Consider the following 16495-nt stretch of genomic DNA (forward strand, 5'->3'; position numbering starts at 1 on the left):
AATATTTATGAAACGTTTTATACCCGCTTTTTTTTATTGTTTTTTTATTTATACGGCTCTTTTTAGTGATAATGAAAGTATCAAAGCTTATATTTCGGAAATGAGTATAGAAGACAAGGCTGCTCAAGTTTTAATGATGAGTATTGAAGGAAAAAAAACTTTTCCGCCTTATTTAAGCTCTTATTTTGATTCTTATACACCCGGTGCTTTTGTTTTATTCGGATATAATTTTTCGGATACTCCTGAAGCTTGTGCTTCTTATATAAAATCGGTTAAGCAGTCTATACAAAATTTATCTAAATCAAAAACGTTTGTACCGCCTTTTTTTGCATCCGATTTTGAAGGCGGGCGTGTTTATCGAATTCGAAAAATAGGATCGCCTCTGCCTTCACCAAGAGAAGTAGCAGAAACATTAACGGAAGAAGGGGCTTTAGCTCTATATACTCATACGGCAGAACAAATACACCTATTGGGTATACATTTAAACTTAGCTCCGATTGTTGAAAAAGAAAGATCCAAAGATGCCGGTTTCTTGGATGATCGTATTTTTTCCAATGATGAAGATGTTTTAGTAAAATATGCAGATGCTTTTATTTCCGGAATGAAAAAGGGCGGATTGCTTTCTACCGTTAAACATTTTCCCGGAAATGCAGAAACTGATCCGCACTTTTCAAAAAGCATTATTGATGTTGATGAAAATATTTTTTATAAGGATTTTATTTCTCCTTTTCGCCGAATTCTTTATGGTACCGATGAAGCCGTGTTAATTTCTCATGCTGAAGTTTCTTTTATAGATAAAAAACCTTTTTGTTTTTCAAAAAAGGGAATAGAAAAGTTTTTGCGTACCGAATTAAAATTTTCAGGTTTAATTATTACTGATGATATGGCGATGAAAGCTCTTAAGACAGATGGACGCACGACAGCAGATAATGTGCTTTTAGCCCTTGATGCCGGTTGTGATATGGTTATGTGTTCCGAACCTAAGTTTAAAGAGCTTGTAGAAGCAATTTCAAAAAAAATGAAAAACGAGCCCGATTTTCTTAAAAGAATTGATGATGCGGTATTTAATATTTTAAAAACAAAAATAAAGATGGGCATTATTGATGAATCATTGAAGCCTATAGAAAAATACAAATTTAATAAAGAAAAATTTTATAAGGCGAAAAAAGCTGCGGAAGATATTTTAAAAAAATCAAATGAACCTAAATAATAATTTTTTCGACAAATATATTTTTTAAAATCATCGTGGAACAAGATATTTTATTCCCATCTATTATTATCTCGGCTAAACCGCTTTCTTCATTTTTATTTTGAAGTATGATTTTTGAATTTAATTTTAAATTTATTGTTTTATAATATTCAAATTGAGCATCCGTTCCTGTAAGTCTTGATATCGAATATTCTATTCCGCATTTTACTTTATCTAAACTTGAATCTGTACATGTATATTCCTTTTGATTTTTTCTGGGTATCATTGCTCCATGGGGATCCCTTTTAGGATGTCCTAAATATTTGTCTATTTTATCTATTAAAAGATCCGAGGCTGCATGTTCTAAATTCTCTGCCTCATTATGAATGTTTTTTCCGTCCATTTTAAGTGTCTGAAATAAAAAGGTTTCAATTAATCTATGCCTCCTTAAAATATTAAGACCGTACTTTTTACCTTTTTCGGTTAGCCTGCATCCTATCCGGTTTTGATATTCTATGTATTTTTCTTTTTCAAGTTTCTTTGCCATTGATGTTGCCGTACCGGGAGTAACATGTAATAGTTTTGCAAGTTCACCGGTGGTAATTTTTTCTTTATCACTTTCCGACAAAAATTTGACGATAGCTTTTAAATAATTTTCGGTTGTAATTTGCGAGATTTTCACTCTTCCTCCTAAGAATTCATTTCACTTAAATATTTGTTATTGATTTTTCCGCCTCCTGTCTTCCTAATGGAGACAAAAGAAGTAAACCGTTTTCTTTTTTTATATATCCCAGCCGTTTTGCTGCAAATACTACTGCATGGGCCTTTTTTTCCGTCCAGTTAATGTGTTCACATAAATGTTCTTCTCTACACTCACTGATCATATTTTCTTTACCTTGATGGTGCAGAAGATGAACAATGAGCATTTTTACGGCAAAATCTATTTTTAGATTTTTTTGTTCGGCCCTTCGTTTTACCAATCCGTCTTTTGGAGAGAATAGGTAGGCAAGTAAAAAAAAGACGCCTGTCATTGCAGCCATTGAGCCGGATATACTTCCGTCTATTTTTACTGCAAGGTAAAAGCCGCATATCGATGATGCCGAAGCAATAACAATTGAAATTATTATCATATAAAAAAGACTGTTTGTTAATAATAGGGCTGCAGCGGCAGGTGCAATCATCAAGGCTGTAACTAAAACGGCTCCAACCGAATCAAATGCACCCACACAGGTAAGGCTCACTGCAAACATTAGACCGTAATGCATAATTGAAGGTGAAAAGCCTAATGATTTTGCTAAGTTAGGATCAAATGTTGTCAGTTTTAATTCTTTAAAAAAAACTACGATAAAAACAAAATCGAATAAAAGAATACAGATCATTTGAACCAAGCTTTTTGGGAATGAAACCGAAAAAAAACTTATACGGTCAAAGGGTGCAAAGGCTAATTCTCCCAATAAAACCGAATCCGTATCCAAATGAACATTTCCTGCATAGAGTGAAACCAAAATAACTCCAAGGCTGAATAAAAATGGAAAAACAAGCCCTATGGCTGCATCGCTTTTTATAAGTTTTGTCTTTTGCAAGACTTCGGTAAAGATAACCGAGGCCATTCCGGCTATAACGGCTCCTATCAATGGTATGCTTGAAGATAAGGTTTTACTTATAAAAAAGCCTAATACGATTCCTATTATGATAGAATGGCTTATTGCATCACCCATCAAAGACATTCTCCTTAAGACTAGAAATACTCCGCAGAGAGCACATGAGGCAGAGACAATAATTGCAATTAATATTATTTCCATATTCATATAGCTATCTCCTTTTCATATTTGTTTCTTTTCGTAATTTGTTTTTTATATAAAACTTTTTTATCTTTGATTGAATAATTCCTCTATGAGGACTAAATAAAATGGAAATCAATGTAAAACCTGTTAAAAAACAAACTATTACAGGGCCCGTAGGCATTTTTGAAACCTGAGAAGAAATTGCAGCTCCGCCCATTCCGGATGCTGCTCCAAAAAAAGCAGATAGGAGACACATTATGCTCAGTCTATTCGTCCATTGTCTTGCTGCAGCAGCAGGTGCAAGTAAAAGAGCACTCATTAAAATTACACCTACCGACTGTATTCCTATAACTATTGTAATTACGATTAAAGCCGTTAAAATTAATTCCGGTATTCTAGGTGAAAAACCTATTGATTGCGAAAATCCCGGATCAAATGTAGATAGTTTTAGTTCTTTCCATAAGAGCGCAATGATTATAAGGACAAATGCTTCGACTATAAAAATGATTATAACATCTTGTTGTGTTATGGTTGCCGCTTGCCCGAAGATAAATTTGTCAAGACCGCTTTTTCCGGCTCCCGGTAATTTTTGAACATAGGTTAAAAGTAAAAAGCCTAGACCTAAAAATACACCCAAGACAATACCTTGAGCTGCATCTGTGTCTACTTTTGAGTTATGTACGATGTTGTTTATAAAAAATGTTCCTATAAGACCCGTAAGACCTGCACCCAGTAAAAGAGGCAGTGTCATTTTAGAACCTGTAAGTAAAAATGCTATTACAACTCCGGGGAGAGCAGCGTGTGCAACCGCGTCTCCAAGTAAACTTTGTTTTCGTAAGACGGCAAAGCTTCCTACCACACCTGAGCCTATGCCTAAAAGCATCGTTCCCAAAAAAACATTTCTCAAAGTATAATCGGCAAAAAAAGTTATTATTCCGTTCATTTTTTTTCAGAATTATAGGCTATTCTGCCTCCATAAGTTTTGCGTAAGTTTTCTTCGGTAAAAACTTCTTCAATACTTCCCTCAGCTATTAATCTTACATTCAATAAGAGTACCCGATCAAAGTAATCCTTTACGGTTTGAAGATCGTGATGGACTACCAAAAGAGTCTTCCCATTTTCCTTTAGTTCTTTTAAAAGTTTTACAATAGCCTGTTCGGTAGCTGCATCGACTCCTTGAAATGGTTCATCCATAAAATAAAGATCCGCATTTTGAACGAGAGCCCTTGCCAAAAAAACTCTTTGCTGTTGGCCGCCTGAAAGTTCGCTTATCTGACGTTTTGCAAATTCAAGCATTCCTACCTTTTCCAAGGCTGACATAGCTTCTTTTTTTTCCTTTTGCCCCGGTCTTTTTATCCATCCTAAATTTCCATATGAACCCATTAAAACAACATCAAAGACCGTTGTCGGAAAATCCCAATCTACCGAACTTCTTTGCGGTACGTAGGCTATTCTTTTTCTTTGAGATTTATATGATTTTCCGAATATTTTTATTTCTCCCGATGCTATAGGAAGAATACCCATCATTGCTTTAAGAAGGGTGGATTTTCCGGCTCCATTGGGGCCGACTACAGCCTCCATTGCTCCTTGGGGTACGCATACATCTATGTCCCATAGTACAGGCTTTTCGCGGTAAGCCAAGGTAAGGTCTTCAACACAAAAAGCCGGAATTAAGTTCTCTTTTAAATGTTCTGCACCTGTATTCATAAAATCATCCTTTTAGAATAAATCTTTTATTTTTTTAAGGCATCTATTATCGTGTTTATATTATGGGTGAGCATTCCTATATATGTTCCTTCGAAGCTTCCTTCATCACCCATAGCATCCGAAAAAAGCTCTCCTCCGATTGAAACATCATAGCCTCTGGCTTTTACGGCCTCCTGCAAGGCTTTTACATTTTTTTCGGGAACCGAGCTTTCAACGAAGATGGCCGGAAGTTTTCTTTTTGTAATAAAATCTGCAAGCTCCTGTACGTCCTTTGCTCCTGCTTCGCTTACAGTACTTATGCCTTGCAGCCCCCTGACTTCAAAGCCGTAGGCTTTGCTGAAATAATTGAAGGCATCATGGGCCGTAACTAAAACCCTTTTTTCTTGCGGAATTTCGGAAGCTCTCTTTTTAATAAACTCATCAAGTTCGTTAAGTCTTGCAAGATAGAATTCATAATTTTCTTTAAAGACTTCTTTTTTTTGCGGAGCAAATTCCGCTAAGGTTTTATATACCGATTCCGTTGCATATTTCCATAGCTTTACATCAAACCAAACATGGGGATCGAATTCGGATTCCTCAAAGGGTAATAAATATTCTTTGGGAATGCTTTCGGCAACTGCTACGGTTTTGCGGGTAGAAGATATTTTTTGCAAAACTTCTCCCATCTTTGCTTCAAGATGAAGCCCGCTGTAAAAAATAATATCGGCTTTTTGAAGTTTTTCCATGTCTCCTGCACTTGCCCTGTAAAGGTGGGGATCTACTCCCGCACCCATAAGAGCTTGCACATTAACTTCATCTCCGCCGACAACTTTGGCTATGTCGGCAACCATGCCTATTGTTGCAGTAATTTTTATCTTACCTGAATCCTTGGCTTCATTCGTTGCTTCTGTTTTAGAACATGAGAAAAACACCGAACTTAATATGGTAAGTCCTGTTAAACATAAGACTATTAATTTTTTTGTCATTTCAAATCTCCTATTTTGATATATCAAAATTATGATTATAATATATAAAAAAATAAAGAAAATGTCAAGCTGAATCCCATTGACAAAGCTTTATAAAACAAGCAAAATAAGGTTTATGAGACTTTCTATTTATTCTTCATTTTTTATGAAAAAGTTTTTGTGTATATTTTGCTTTTTTCTTTCCGTCTTGTTGTGTTTTGCAGATTTTGCTTTTGACCTTAATCTTCAGCCGTATAAAAATGCGGAATTTTTTGCTGACGGCCTTAAAGTTGAATCTAAACTTATATCTTCCGATAAGACTCTGGGGCATTTGAGTTTTACTCTAAATGATACGACAACTTCACTTGTGATAAAAAAAGAAGGCTTCCGTACTCATAGTTTGGATTTAACATCGATAGAAAATAAAAAAGCCTTTGTTGTTCTTTCTCCCATAGATTCAAAATACGATGTAGTTAAAGTTTTTCCCACGGGAAGGAAACCTAAGAGCGTTACCTTCGTAAACGATAAAGCCGTTGCTGTAGCCCTTCTTGACGGTTCGGGGTTTGATTTGATAGATATTGAAACCGGAGAGACGAAGCGGATTTCTCCTCCAAAAGAATATGCCGAAAAATTCGGCTTTGTAGAATCTCTCGTGCTAAAACATAAAAACGAATTATGGGTCAGCCAAATGCCTACGGCCTCAATTCATATCTTTGATCTTACGTCTTTTGAGTATAAAAGAACTATAAACTCTACAGGTACATGGAGCAAGGTAATGGCTTATAATGCCGGCCTTGATAAGGTCTATTTGAGTAATTGGACCTCACAGGACATAAGCGTTATCGATCCTTCTTCTTATAAAGAAGAAAAAAAGATAAAGACTAAGGCTGTTCCGAGAGGTATGGCATTTTCTCAGGACGGAAAATTTATCTACTGTGCACAATTTGAAGATTCGGCCGGTAATTCTCAATGTAAACTTATAAAAAAATCCTTAGCCGATTATAAAACCGTTTACGAGGGCGGGGTAAAGGGGGCAAAGCGGCACATTGTTACCGACTATGAGCGTAAGCTAATCTACGTTTCGGATATGAGAAATGATATTGTTGAAGCTTATTCTACGGATAAGGATGAGCTTGTTGCAAGTATCAAGGTGTTTTTTAATCCGAATACTATTCAGCTTTCGCCTGATAAAAGCCTTCTCTATGTTTCATGCAGGGGGCCGAATAATCCCGATAAGGGATATTTGTATAAGGGTTATGTTTTCGGCCGTCTAGATATAATCGATACAAAAACATTTACCCGTATTGAAAGCATTGAAGCCGGTAATCAGCCTACAGGCTTGGATGTTTCTCCCGACGGAAAAAAAATAGTTCTATCCGATTTTTTGGATAATAGAATACGGGTGTACGAACTAAAGTCTTCACTACTTGAATAGGAGGTTTTTTAAGTTTAGAATAAGATAATAAGAAGGAGCTGATGTTTAATTTTGATAAAAAAACTGAATATGAAGATTTTCTCGAACTTTTAAAAAAATCGGATTCTTTGAACAGTTTAAATTTATCCGGTTTGGAATTTGAAGGTTTAGACTTTTCAAAAAAATCTTTTACCGGATGTACTTTTTCAAATAGCAAATTTAAAAACTGTAATTGCAGCAACCTACACCTTAGAATGTGTTTTTTTGATTTTTGCGAAATAGACTCTTGTAATTTTCAAAATTCCGATATTCAGTTTTCTTCATTCGGAGGGGCAAGAATTATCCGCACTGATTTTAAAAATTCCGAGCTTCTGCAAAATAATTTTAACGGAATAAGGGCGGAAGATGTTTCCTATAACGATTCTGATTTATATAGCTCACGTTTTATGTTTTCGTTTTTAAAAAACGTTTATTTTCAAAACTGCAACCTTAAAAAGACCTTGTTTCTATATTCGAAAGAAGATGGCGTTTCTTATAAGTCATCCAATACGCGTGAGGCTGTATTTACGGAAGGGGATGAATTTATATGAAAGTTTATCTTCATTTTTCGCCGCAATTTTTTGCAAACACCTATCTTATCGGAAATGAAATTACAAAAGAGGCTGTTATAATTGACCCTGCAAAAATTACCGAAAAGATGATACATCAAATTGAAAAAAACGAATTTAATCTTAAAGCCGTTTTATTGACTCACGATCTTGAACATCCGTATGAAACGGGACTCAATACGATTTTAAAAATTTACAGTCCAAAGGTTTATGCCGGAAGCTGCTTTTCTGAAAATGTAACAATAAATACACTGAGAGGAGACGGTTGCATAGATGTAGCCGGTTATTCTGTAAGATATTTTGCAATTCCTGCGCATTCGTCATACTCCTACATGTTTCAGATTGAGAATATGGTATTTACCGGAACCTCCTTATCTGCAGGAATGATTGGTCAAACTTCAAATATGTATGCAGAGCGGACACTGCGCAATATTTTAAAAACAAAGCTCATGTGTTTTGAAGATAATCTTATTATCATGCCTTTTTACGGTCCTCCCACTTCCATAGGGGTAGAGCGTAAATACAATGCTTCGTTTTTTCAAGATTTTGAAAAAAAACCTTTTTAAGTATGACGGAAACTTGTCTTTTTTTACCCGATAATTTAATGGCCGTTCTCTATGAGGAACAAAAATTGATTCAAAGTCTTGTGTCTTTTCCTTTTCGTAAGACAATTCCTCTTTTTAAAACAAAGAAAAAATTTGACTATCTTACAATCTATCCGCCGATTTTGTCAGGCTCTCTAATTGTAAGACCTTGTAATTCTCCCGATTCTTTTGAGGTTAACGGAGGTTTTATCTTAGGTGATGCACGTGAAGAGGCAAAAACAGTATTTTTACAACTTGAGAGCTTAAAGCAAAAAACACGCCTTCCTGTTTTTTCAATTTTGAGCTGCCGCAGCCGGTACTATGCAGATGTTGAATTTGAAGAAGAAAAAAGCGGTCTATGCACATGTAAAATTAAAAATAAAGTTTGGCAAAAGACCGCAAAATAATATTTAATAAGAGATTTTTACGCCTATGTTAAAGTAGTGATTAAACTCTTTTCCGACGGCTTGTTCTCTCCAAGCTTTTAATTGTCTGTTGGCTTCAGCTAAAACATCATCGTTAGATGATGAGTCATTAATACTGCCTGATTTTTTATAAATATGGTTATTCACTCCCGGATTTATATTTGTTTCAAAGGTATAGCCCAGTTTAAACTGCATTAAACCGCCTGATTTTAAAATCGGGAGGTTAATAACTCCTTCTAATCCAAGCTGATTGACATATTGAATTGTCTGCTGGGTTAGGAATGGTGTGGAGTAAAGGAAAGCATGATCTTTCCATGTAGTTTCTCCTCCAGAATCACCTGTTATTGTAGGATGATTAAAAATAGAACCATCAGTTGCATAATTTTTTGTAAGATAATCTTTTAAAATATTGATATCGGTAATACTTTCAGTTGTATTAGCGTGGCGGATAAAGGTGTTTGATATATTTATTGCAAGACCTTCTAAAGGCCTAAATTGAGCTTTAACTTTTATTCGGTCGGAGTTTGGAGGAAGATTGCTTCCTAGAGGTTCTCCGTTATGAGTGTAATTTTCATAATTCGGCTTTGCATAATTTGAGTCATGCGTATGAGTATAGCAGTATGGGGCAATGAAGGTGTAGTTTATATCTGCAAAACTAAACCAATGATCCTTGGGCATAGCATAAGAAATACCTAGTTGAGAGGCTATTCTCCATCTGGCACTCTTAAATTTTATTATTTCATTAAAGCCTAAATCATCTGCAAGTAACACAAGGTCAATTTTTAACCCCTGAATCGGTTTTATTCCAAAAGTTAGACCCAATAAACTATTATCGGGAAATTTATAAATACTTTGGCCTAGGAAAAAAGCTGAAAAAGGGATAAAATATATGGGTTCAAGTCTTTTACCATATGTTATCAAATCTAATATACCTATTGATATCCATGGGAGCGGGCGGAAGCTAAGCGAATGTCCGGCAATAAATTTGCTGGGAAAATAACCTTTTCCGAAATCGTTTGATGCCGATATAGAAGAAAAAATCTGGTTATATGTAAATTTATCTTTATTGATTACAAAAATAAATTGTCCTGCATGGAATGCTTGTTCTCCGATTATAATATTATTTTCATCAAAGGGGCCAAATGAGGCTCGGCTCATACCTGCACTAAAATAGTATTCCGGTGTGCCTATTGCAACTCCTGAATTAAACATAGGTAATAAGGTAAATGAGCCTACTACGCTGTTATCAGGCATTATATCTTTTTTTGAAAATTGAAAGGCCGGCAAAGATTCATCTTTTGGTAATCTGTTTAATAAGCTAAAATTCACATGAGCAGAAGCTGTTAGTATTTCATTCAATGAAAGATTGATTTCCATAAAAGGGGCCAAGGCGAAGTTTTTATTCCCATTAGGAGAACGAATACCGAATTCGGTCATGCCTCCAAAATGGAAGATCTTTCCAAATAAGCGTTGTTTATATTGACCTGCTTTTTTTTTCTGATTTTCAGTTCCTTTTTCTATAACGATGTCTAAGATTCTTTTTATTTCTTGTAATGGGTATGGACGTATTGAAGGGGCATCATTAATAAGCCCGATCCTTTCCCAAATACCTATATCTTCATATATTGGATCGAAGATGTCCACTGCAGCTTGAGAAAAAGCCGATAATCCAAAAAAGATAAACAGTATAACAAAAATTCGTTTTTTCATCATTTACGTTCCTCATTAGTATAACTATAAAGTTATGCGAGTTTACTATAATAGCATGTAAAAAGTCAACATATAAACTTTTATATCACAATTGGGGGCATTGCCGTATGTTTATATAGTTTTTTTACGGTAATATCAATAAAAATGCACTACTCCTGCCATACCAGGCGGAAACCTATAGACTGATATGCTGCACTTGCGGTATCATTCTCCCGCTTTCCGGTCATACATTCGTAGACAGCTTTTTCCGCAGTTTTTGACCAAAAGCCGCCGCGTAAAACGCGTTTGGTATCGGCAGATGACGTGGAACCGGTCGGATCATTTACCGAACCGGAAGATAGTGTTGCCGAATACCTGTCCCAGCACCATTCGGCTACGTTGCCGCTCATATCGTAAATGCCCAATTTGTTCGCCGCTCTTTTTCCGACGTCAGATACACCATTTACGGAATCAGGCTGGTCTACAAAAGCCGAGCCGTTGTAATACTTGTCGAAAACCGCAACTCGTGCCGTCTCTGCACGTAAGGTTTCATAACTCTTATCGGCAGGCAGTGTCATACCTTCAAAACCGATAGGCAGTATTGCTCCGCTTGCCGAATTTACATTGGTTAGATAGACAGTGCCGTATTTTTCTGCATTTATGCTATCTGTGGCATCATTGCTACCTTGATAACGAGCGGCAAACTCCCATTCGGCTTCGGTCGGCAAACGGTAGCCTTTTTTTGTCAAATCACACACAATGTAATCATCATCGTCATCACCGATACTTTTTACGATTCCAGTAGTTCGAGAATCAGTGTAGACACATTGCGCGGTGTTTCCGAATTTTGCTTCGGTATATGCATTGCACCATACAACGCAGTCGCGCCAGCTTACACCCGATATAGGTTTGTCACTATTTGGGGTATTGCCGTTATAATCAAACTCATAGCCCCTATCTTTTGCCCATACGTATATCGTATTCCATAATTCCGCCGTTACTTCGTATTTGCCCATTGTATATTCACTTAAAGTGACGGTGCGGCCCGCAGGGAAAACACCTGTCCATGAAGTACCGGTAATTGCGGGAAACTCACAACCGGGATCTTTACCGACAATGGTTTCACTATTTATCTTTACGCCGTCCGAAGCGGGAACCGGCTTTGCCGCGACATATACAACGGTATCGTCTTCAAAGGTATCGCCGTTAAGCAGTTCGTTTCCACTCGCACCCTTTTTCCATGCAGAAAATACAAACCCCGTATCGTAGCCGGTTATTTTTGCCTTTGCCAAAACCTTGATGTCCTGCCATGGCGTTCCGCTTGTTATATCGGAAATAGTATTATCCGGTTTTATATGAACCTGACTGTCGCCCTTTACCGTTATCGTTATTTTTTCACGTTTAGTTTCGGCGTATATTGTCGTATCTTTTGAAAACGGAAAATTATTTACAAGCGGCCTTTTAACGCCTCCATTATCGCGCATCCATTGTTTTAATTTAAAACCCGGATCATAAGTAATACATGCTTCGACTGCGGTTTTAGTTACAGTATTCCATTTGGTCCCTCTGGGGAATTTCAGCTGCGGCGGATTAGCGGTAATATGGGTACCGGTAATGGTAAGCGTTATATCGACAGGTTTTGTTTCTATAAAGACAGTTGCATCAGCATTAAATGGTGTGATATAGCTGGCATTCAAAACCGTACCCGACGCATTTGTAAGGTGCCAGTTTTTAAGTTCATAATGCGGCTTATATTTTTTGATTTTGATTTTTGCAAATGATTCGATTTCACCCCACGTTTTGCCCTTATCCACTTCTAATGTAGGAAAATTAGGTGCGGAAGAAATCAATTCGACGTTTTGATCTCCCTTAACCGTTATCGTAATCTTAGGCGTAGGAGGCGTTGAAGTCGGTTTGGTTACAATAAAAACCGTCGTATTCGTATTAAAAAGATGGGCATCAGTTAAATTCTGACCTGAGGCATCGGTAAGTTTCCATTTATCGGGTCCGCGTCCTGCCGCATACTGGTCGATTCTGTCCTCCGCTTGAGCCTTTAATTGGTGCCATGTGTTGCCCTTATCCGCCGTAAACGTCTTTTCCGCTTTAAGCACAACGTGTTCGTCCCCCGCAACGGTTATCGTTATTTGTGCGGGCGTTGATCCGCCGCCTTGCTGCGGTGAAGACGGTACGGAGCTATTTCCTACAGGATTTTTGCAGCTTGCAAATAACAACACTGCCAACAATATTAGTTTAGGTATATGTTTCATTTCTTTAAATTATCTCCACAATTTTAAGGTTAATTCACACAGATTAGTTACAGTAAATAATAGTGAATTTTTTCTAAAATGTCAAGCAAAGGAAAACAGCCTTTGTGATAACTCCGGCATAAAAGGATAACCTGTTTAATATGAATGAGGTCTTTTGACCTAGATTTCATAAAATTTCGAATCAACGTATACTATATTTTAAAGATAACGAAAAGTCAATTGCATTTCCATTAATTTTTCCCGATGCATTTGTCCATGCAAAGCTTCCCCGTGCAAGTAAATTATGCAATATTTGGTATGATCCTGATATTCTGATAGTGTTAAAAAAGATAGGATTACCGCTTGGACTTCTCCAATTAAGCCATTCAGGATGGTTGTTCCCCTTAGCTTCCGGATAATACACACCCGGAGGATTTTCTTTATCTTTATCAAAAAAGTTATCTTCATTTTCGCCTTTGCATACAAGTCTGTAAGTAAGGGATGCCGAATGTTTTTTTGGATTAACAAGAGAAATCCGGGCTATGGCTGTGATTGTATCAGGCCCATAGGGATTTGAAATCCATGTATATATTTGGGACTTATCATATCCTAAAATCGAAGAAGACATTTCTTTCCGTTCATGATAATAGCTTATTTTTTTATTTGAAAGAATATTATACCATGGGTTTGCGTAAATGCCTTCAACGGAAGATATGATATAACCTATTTTTGTAGGGTAAACATATTCAAGACCGAAAAGACCTCCTAAAGAATTCGGGGTATAATTTTTTCCGTTTAAGCCCTTGAGCTCTGATGGAGTTTGAAACTGATTCATTCCGAATTGCCCATATATTCTCAATCTTTTTATTGGAACTGCATCTATCGTAATCCCGAATTGGCTTCCTACTGCTCCATTTTCAGATGCCGGTGTAGTTCCGGGCAGATAATCTTCTTTCCATGCGGCATGGCTGTGAAAAATCATTGCAGGGTTTAAAAAGCGCGGATCAAAAAAAGAATTTATTAAAACACCTTCATGAAGTGTTACTGAAATTTGCTTTATTGGTCTAAAGCTTACCTCATGCATAAATAAAAATCTGGTGGGATTTAATTCCAAAACCGTTACGTCCAGTTTTAAGTTTTTTGTGAACACAGTTCCTGAAAAATAATCAAAACGGTCAGCCGTATCTGCTATGAGCATGCTGCCGCCCAAGGTCCTGCCTAAATTTAATGAGCCTCTACCGATATTTATGTTAAAAAAAGAACCTCCTACGGCTATGCCTGCTCTTTTTGGAAAATGAAAATCCATATCTTTGTCTTTTAATGGAATATTTAAAAAAGTATTTGAAAATTTACTTGCTGCAAAATTCTTATTAAGACTTAAATAACAGTAAGTATAAAAATAATTTGAAATTAAAAAATCGAAGGGGATTGCAATAGGATCAGGCATCGCATTATAAGATAAAAATTTATCTATATATGGAGTATATTCGTTTACTTTATGAGCAATTCTTCCCTGAATTGCAAGCTCTCCATTTATATTGAATTTAAGTATTTCTTGTTTAAGAAGATAATTAGGCTGCTCTAAAGTTTTTCTTGTATTTTCATATACCTGTAAGCCTATATTGCTTAAATTTTCTTTATCAATAAGGCTTAATGCTTTATAAAGCTCTGCTGCCGATTGCGGCTTTTTATAGGAAAGAGGGGAAAATCCGTTTTCGATAGCCAAAAAATATATAGCATCATAAATATCCGTATTCTTTTCATAAAAAATTTTTGCATACGGAATATCATATTCTGGTCCGGTTTCAGATGCGAAGGCTGTTTGGACTGTTTTGGTTATTAAACATATAATAAGAAAAACAATTACTATGTATTTTTTAGATTTCATAAGAACCTCTCATATTTTAGGCATATTACCACAATAAACCATAAAATTCAATTATAGTCTTGACAACTCCGGAATAAAAGGATAACCTATTCAATATGAATGAGGCCTTTTGGCTTCAATTATAGGAGGTTCGATAAACAGTTCGGCAGGAATTCAGCCTCACTGTTTATCTTCGAGTTTTGTGCTTCGCACAAAACATTGTTTTTACTAGGAGGAAAAGTGAAAAAGTTTTACATTGCGGCAAATTGGAAGATGAATATGAATAGGGCTGAGGCCAAGCAGCTTGCAACAGAAATGAAGGCCGGCCTAAAAGACGGAAAAAATAAGTACATGATAGCTCCTTCATTTACTCTTCTGCAAGATGTTGCGTCCGTGCTTAAAGGCTCCAATATCTTGCTGGGTGCTCAAAATATGGGATTGGAAGAAAAGGGCGCTCATACCGGGGAGGTTTCCGTTCTTCAGCTTTTGGATGTAGGTGTTCAAGCCGTAATTTTAGGCCATTCCGAAAGAAGGCATATATACAAGGAAACAGATGACCTTATCAATAAAAAGGTAAAACTTGCATTAAAACACGGTCTTGAAGTTATCCTCTGTGTGGGAGAGCTTCTCGAAGAGCGTGAAGCCGGCCATGCCGAAGCCGTATGCGAAAGGCAGATTAAAAAAGGACTTGCTGAGGTTTCTGCAAAAGATTTGGATAAGGTAACGATTGCTTATGAGCCTGTTTGGGCAATAGGAACGGGAAAAAATGCGAGCCCTGAGGATGCTGATGCCATCCATTCTTCAATAAGGAAGACCTTAGCCGCTCTTTACGGAGAAAAAGCTGCTAAAAATATGATAATCCAGTACGGAGGCTCTATGAAACCTGAAAATGCCGCCGGTCTTTTAAAAAAGCACAATATTGACGGAGGCCTAATAGGCGGAGCCGGTCTTAAAACGGAAACATTTTTGCCTATAGCCTTGTTTTCCGAGTAGACTTTAAACTCTTGATTAAACTTGTTTTCTACTTGAAAAAATGAGAATAAAATGCTAGTATCTTAAGAGCTGTGATAGTTGTTTAGCTTTACAGTATAATGAAATAACTTAAATTGGAGGGTTATTAAGATGAAAAAGAAATTTTTTGCGATTAGTATTATGGCTTTATTAGCTTTGGCTGTTTTTGCCCAAAATGCGGCAAATGTAACAACCAAAACACAGAAAATTGAGGTTAAAGATAGGCCGTCTGCCGTAATGTATTTGACAAAGATGGATGTTCCGGGATTGGAAAATCAGGTTGAGTTTTACCTTACCTATGAGGAAAATAACGATACCTATGATGAAGCTGTCTGCGAAAAAATTATTATGGAATTTATCGCCGAATATAAAAGAACTAATGTTTTTTCAAAATTTGAAGTTGAAGATCTAAAAGCCGCTTCTGTAGGAAAAACAAAGACAACTGTAGTAAAACGCGTTATTTTTAGAAAAGTCCGCTAAAATTTAATAATAGCTATTGAAACTTTTCCGTTTTTAGTGTATTCTGTAGGGCGTATTTTTATAATTTGGAGTTAGATTATGGGTGGTTTAGGTATTGCTTTGTTAGTACTTTTTGTCATAATTTGTGCGATTATTATCTTTTTAGTTTTATTACAAAATGAAGAAGGCGATAGTTTGGGCGGCCTTTTTTCGGGCGGAAGCAATTCGGCCTTCGGCTCAAAATCGAGCAACGTATTAACAAGAGCTACTTATGTTGTTGTTGCCCTGTTTTTTGTAACGACCTTTTTATTGGCCCTTATTACAAAAACCCCATCGGATTCAGGTTTATCCGAAGAGGCAATGAAAAAACAAACCGAAACGTCAACCGACTGGTGGAAAAGCGACGACGGTACGGATAGCGGCACTGAAACCAAAAAAGACGGTGAGTAGTTTAAAAGAGATACCGATAAATCCGGTATCTCTTTTTTTTGTGCGAATTTATGTATTTTATACCTAATTTTATGTAGTTTATACCTAATATTGAAAGAAAAAGTATTAAATAAGGCCT

General features: G+C 36.5%; 16 protein-coding genes. 8 read left to right on the top strand and 8 right to left on the bottom strand.

Features of this window, described 5'->3' with window-relative positions; translation table 11 throughout:
* Positions 1-7: 7 nt before the first annotated feature.
* Positions 8-1210 (top strand): glycoside hydrolase family 3 N-terminal domain-containing protein, encoded by a 1203-nt coding sequence (locus tag TDE_RS05865; RefSeq protein WP_002678712.1) that lies wholly within the window; start codon positions 8-10, stop codon positions 1208-1210.
* Here the strand turns inward: TDE_RS05865 and TDE_RS05870 are convergent.
* From TDE_RS05870 to TDE_RS05890, 5 genes are read right to left on the bottom strand one after another with little or no spacing between them, the layout of a single operon-like run.
* Positions 1203-1871: a metal-dependent transcriptional regulator gene (locus TDE_RS05870; RefSeq protein WP_002678714.1), complete on the bottom strand. Its 669-nt coding sequence runs from the start codon at positions 1869-1871 to the stop codon at positions 1203-1205. The genes TDE_RS05865 and TDE_RS05870 overlap by 8 nt on opposite strands.
* Positions 1872-1896: 25 nt before the next feature.
* Positions 1897-2997: a metal ABC transporter permease gene (locus TDE_RS05875; protein ID WP_002678716.1), complete on the bottom strand. Its 1101-nt coding sequence runs from the start codon at positions 2995-2997 to the stop codon at positions 1897-1899.
* Between the two features lie 4 nt (positions 2998-3001).
* Positions 3002-3916 carry a transition metal ABC transporter permease subunit TroC gene (gene troC, locus TDE_RS05880; protein ID WP_002677722.1) on the bottom strand — a complete coding sequence of 305 codons (915 nt, stop codon included), beginning with the start codon at positions 3914-3916 and terminating at the stop codon, positions 3002-3004.
* A complete protein-coding gene (locus TDE_RS05885) occupies positions 3913-4680 on the bottom strand; it encodes a metal ABC transporter ATP-binding protein (protein WP_002678718.1) in 768 nt (255 codons plus the stop codon). The genes troC and TDE_RS05885 overlap by 4 nt, the downstream gene beginning before the upstream one ends.
* A gap of 26 nt (positions 4681-4706) precedes the next feature.
* The gene (locus TDE_RS05890) at positions 4707-5645 is read right to left on the bottom strand and encodes a metal ABC transporter solute-binding protein, Zn/Mn family (RefSeq protein WP_002671643.1); all 939 of its coding nucleotides are present in this window, start codon (positions 5643-5645) and stop codon (positions 4707-4709) included.
* 145 nt (positions 5646-5790) lie between these two features.
* Between TDE_RS05890 and TDE_RS05895 the strand changes: the two genes are divergently transcribed.
* Genes TDE_RS05895 through TDE_RS05910 form a run of 4 tightly spaced genes read left to right on the top strand, consistent with a single transcriptional unit; the run spans position 5791 to position 8637 of the window.
* A complete protein-coding gene (locus TDE_RS05895; protein ID WP_044971464.1) occupies positions 5791-7059 on the top strand; it encodes a beta-propeller fold lactonase family protein in 1269 nt (422 codons plus the stop codon).
* Between the two features lie 41 nt (positions 7060-7100).
* The gene (locus tag TDE_RS05900; protein ID WP_002678721.1) at positions 7101-7628 is read left to right on the top strand and encodes a pentapeptide repeat-containing protein; all 528 of its coding nucleotides are present in this window, start codon (positions 7101-7103) and stop codon (positions 7626-7628) included.
* Positions 7625-8212, top strand: a complete 588-nt coding sequence (locus tag TDE_RS05905) for a hypothetical protein (RefSeq protein WP_002678723.1) — start codon at positions 7625-7627, stop codon at positions 8210-8212. The genes TDE_RS05900 and TDE_RS05905 overlap by 4 nt, the downstream gene beginning before the upstream one ends.
* Before the next feature lie 2 nt (positions 8213-8214).
* Positions 8215-8637, top strand: coding sequence for a hypothetical protein (locus TDE_RS05910; RefSeq protein WP_002678725.1), 423 nt, complete (start codon positions 8215-8217; stop codon positions 8635-8637).
* A 3-nt stretch (positions 8638-8640) separates the two neighbouring features.
* On the opposite strand, the gene TDE_RS05915 is transcribed toward TDE_RS05910, so the two are convergent.
* The 3 genes from TDE_RS05915 to TDE_RS05925 all read right to left on the bottom strand — a co-directional run bounded on the left by TDE_RS05915 (position 8641) and on the right by TDE_RS05925 (position 14478).
* Positions 8641-10368 carry a hypothetical protein gene (locus tag TDE_RS05915; protein WP_002668497.1) on the bottom strand — a complete coding sequence of 576 codons (1728 nt, stop codon included), beginning with the start codon at positions 10366-10368 and terminating at the stop codon, positions 8641-8643.
* A gap of 146 nt (positions 10369-10514) precedes the next feature.
* Positions 10515-12611 carry a formylglycine-generating enzyme family protein gene (locus TDE_RS05920; RefSeq protein WP_002678728.1) on the bottom strand — a complete coding sequence of 699 codons (2097 nt, stop codon included), beginning with the start codon at positions 12609-12611 and terminating at the stop codon, positions 10515-10517.
* Between the two features lie 181 nt (positions 12612-12792).
* Entirely contained in the window at positions 12793-14478 is a 1686-nt protein-coding gene (locus tag TDE_RS05925; RefSeq protein ID WP_002678730.1) for a hypothetical protein, read from the bottom strand.
* A gap of 219 nt (positions 14479-14697) precedes the next feature.
* Here TDE_RS05925 and tpiA point away from each other — a divergent pair, with 219 nt between their 5' ends.
* The 3 genes from tpiA to secG all read left to right on the top strand — a co-directional run bounded on the left by tpiA (position 14698) and on the right by secG (position 16377).
* Complete coding sequence (gene tpiA / locus TDE_RS05930; RefSeq protein ID WP_002678731.1) at positions 14698-15450, top strand: triose-phosphate isomerase; 753 nt, start codon at positions 14698-14700, stop codon at positions 15448-15450.
* A gap of 129 nt (positions 15451-15579) precedes the next feature.
* Positions 15580-15948 (top strand): hypothetical protein, encoded by a 369-nt coding sequence (locus TDE_RS05935; RefSeq protein WP_002678732.1) that lies wholly within the window; start codon positions 15580-15582, stop codon positions 15946-15948.
* 78 nt (positions 15949-16026) lie between these two features.
* Positions 16027-16377, top strand: coding sequence for a preprotein translocase subunit SecG (gene secG, locus TDE_RS05940; protein ID WP_002668509.1), 351 nt, complete (start codon positions 16027-16029; stop codon positions 16375-16377).
* Positions 16378-16495 lie beyond the last annotated feature (118 nt).

It is taken from the genome of Treponema denticola ATCC 35405, assembly GCF_000008185.1.
GTDB lineage: Bacteria > Spirochaetota > Spirochaetia > Treponematales > Treponemataceae > Treponema_B > Treponema_B denticola.

Bases quoted from the DNA above. Each gene is read 5' to 3' on its own strand.
- TDE_RS05865 (WP_002678712.1), top strand. From the start codon at position 8: ATGAAACGTTTTATACCCGCTTTTTTTTATTGTTTTTTTATTTATACG.
- TDE_RS05875 (WP_002678716.1), bottom strand. From the start codon at position 2,997: ATGAATATGGAAATAATATTAATTGCAATTATTGTCTCTGCCTCATGT.
- troC (WP_002677722.1), bottom strand. From the start codon at position 3,916: ATGAACGGAATAATAACTTTTTTTGCCGATTATACTTTGAGAAATGTT.
- TDE_RS05885 (WP_002678718.1), bottom strand. From the start codon at position 4,680: ATGAATACAGGTGCAGAACATTTAAAAGAGAACTTAATTCCGGCTTTT.
- TDE_RS05890 (WP_002671643.1), bottom strand. From the start codon at position 5,645: ATGACAAAAAAATTAATAGTCTTATGTTTAACAGGACTTACCATATTA.
- TDE_RS05895 (WP_044971464.1), top strand. From the start codon at position 5,791: ATGAAAAAGTTTTTGTGTATATTTTGCTTTTTTCTTTCCGTCTTGTTG.
- TDE_RS05900 (WP_002678721.1), top strand. From the start codon at position 7,101: ATGTTTAATTTTGATAAAAAAACTGAATATGAAGATTTTCTCGAACTT.
- TDE_RS05905 (WP_002678723.1), top strand. From the start codon at position 7,625: ATGAAAGTTTATCTTCATTTTTCGCCGCAATTTTTTGCAAACACCTAT.
- TDE_RS05910 (WP_002678725.1), top strand. From the start codon at position 8,215: ATGACGGAAACTTGTCTTTTTTTACCCGATAATTTAATGGCCGTTCTC.
- TDE_RS05915 (WP_002668497.1), bottom strand. From the start codon at position 10,368: ATGATGAAAAAACGAATTTTTGTTATACTGTTTATCTTTTTTGGATTA.
- TDE_RS05920 (WP_002678728.1), bottom strand. From the start codon at position 12,611: ATGAAACATATACCTAAACTAATATTGTTGGCAGTGTTGTTATTTGCA.
- TDE_RS05925 (WP_002678730.1), bottom strand. From the start codon at position 14,478: ATGAAATCTAAAAAATACATAGTAATTGTTTTTCTTATTATATGTTTA.
- TDE_RS05935 (WP_002678732.1), top strand. From the start codon at position 15,580: ATGAAAAAGAAATTTTTTGCGATTAGTATTATGGCTTTATTAGCTTTG.
- secG (WP_002668509.1), top strand. From the start codon at position 16,027: ATGGGTGGTTTAGGTATTGCTTTGTTAGTACTTTTTGTCATAATTTGT.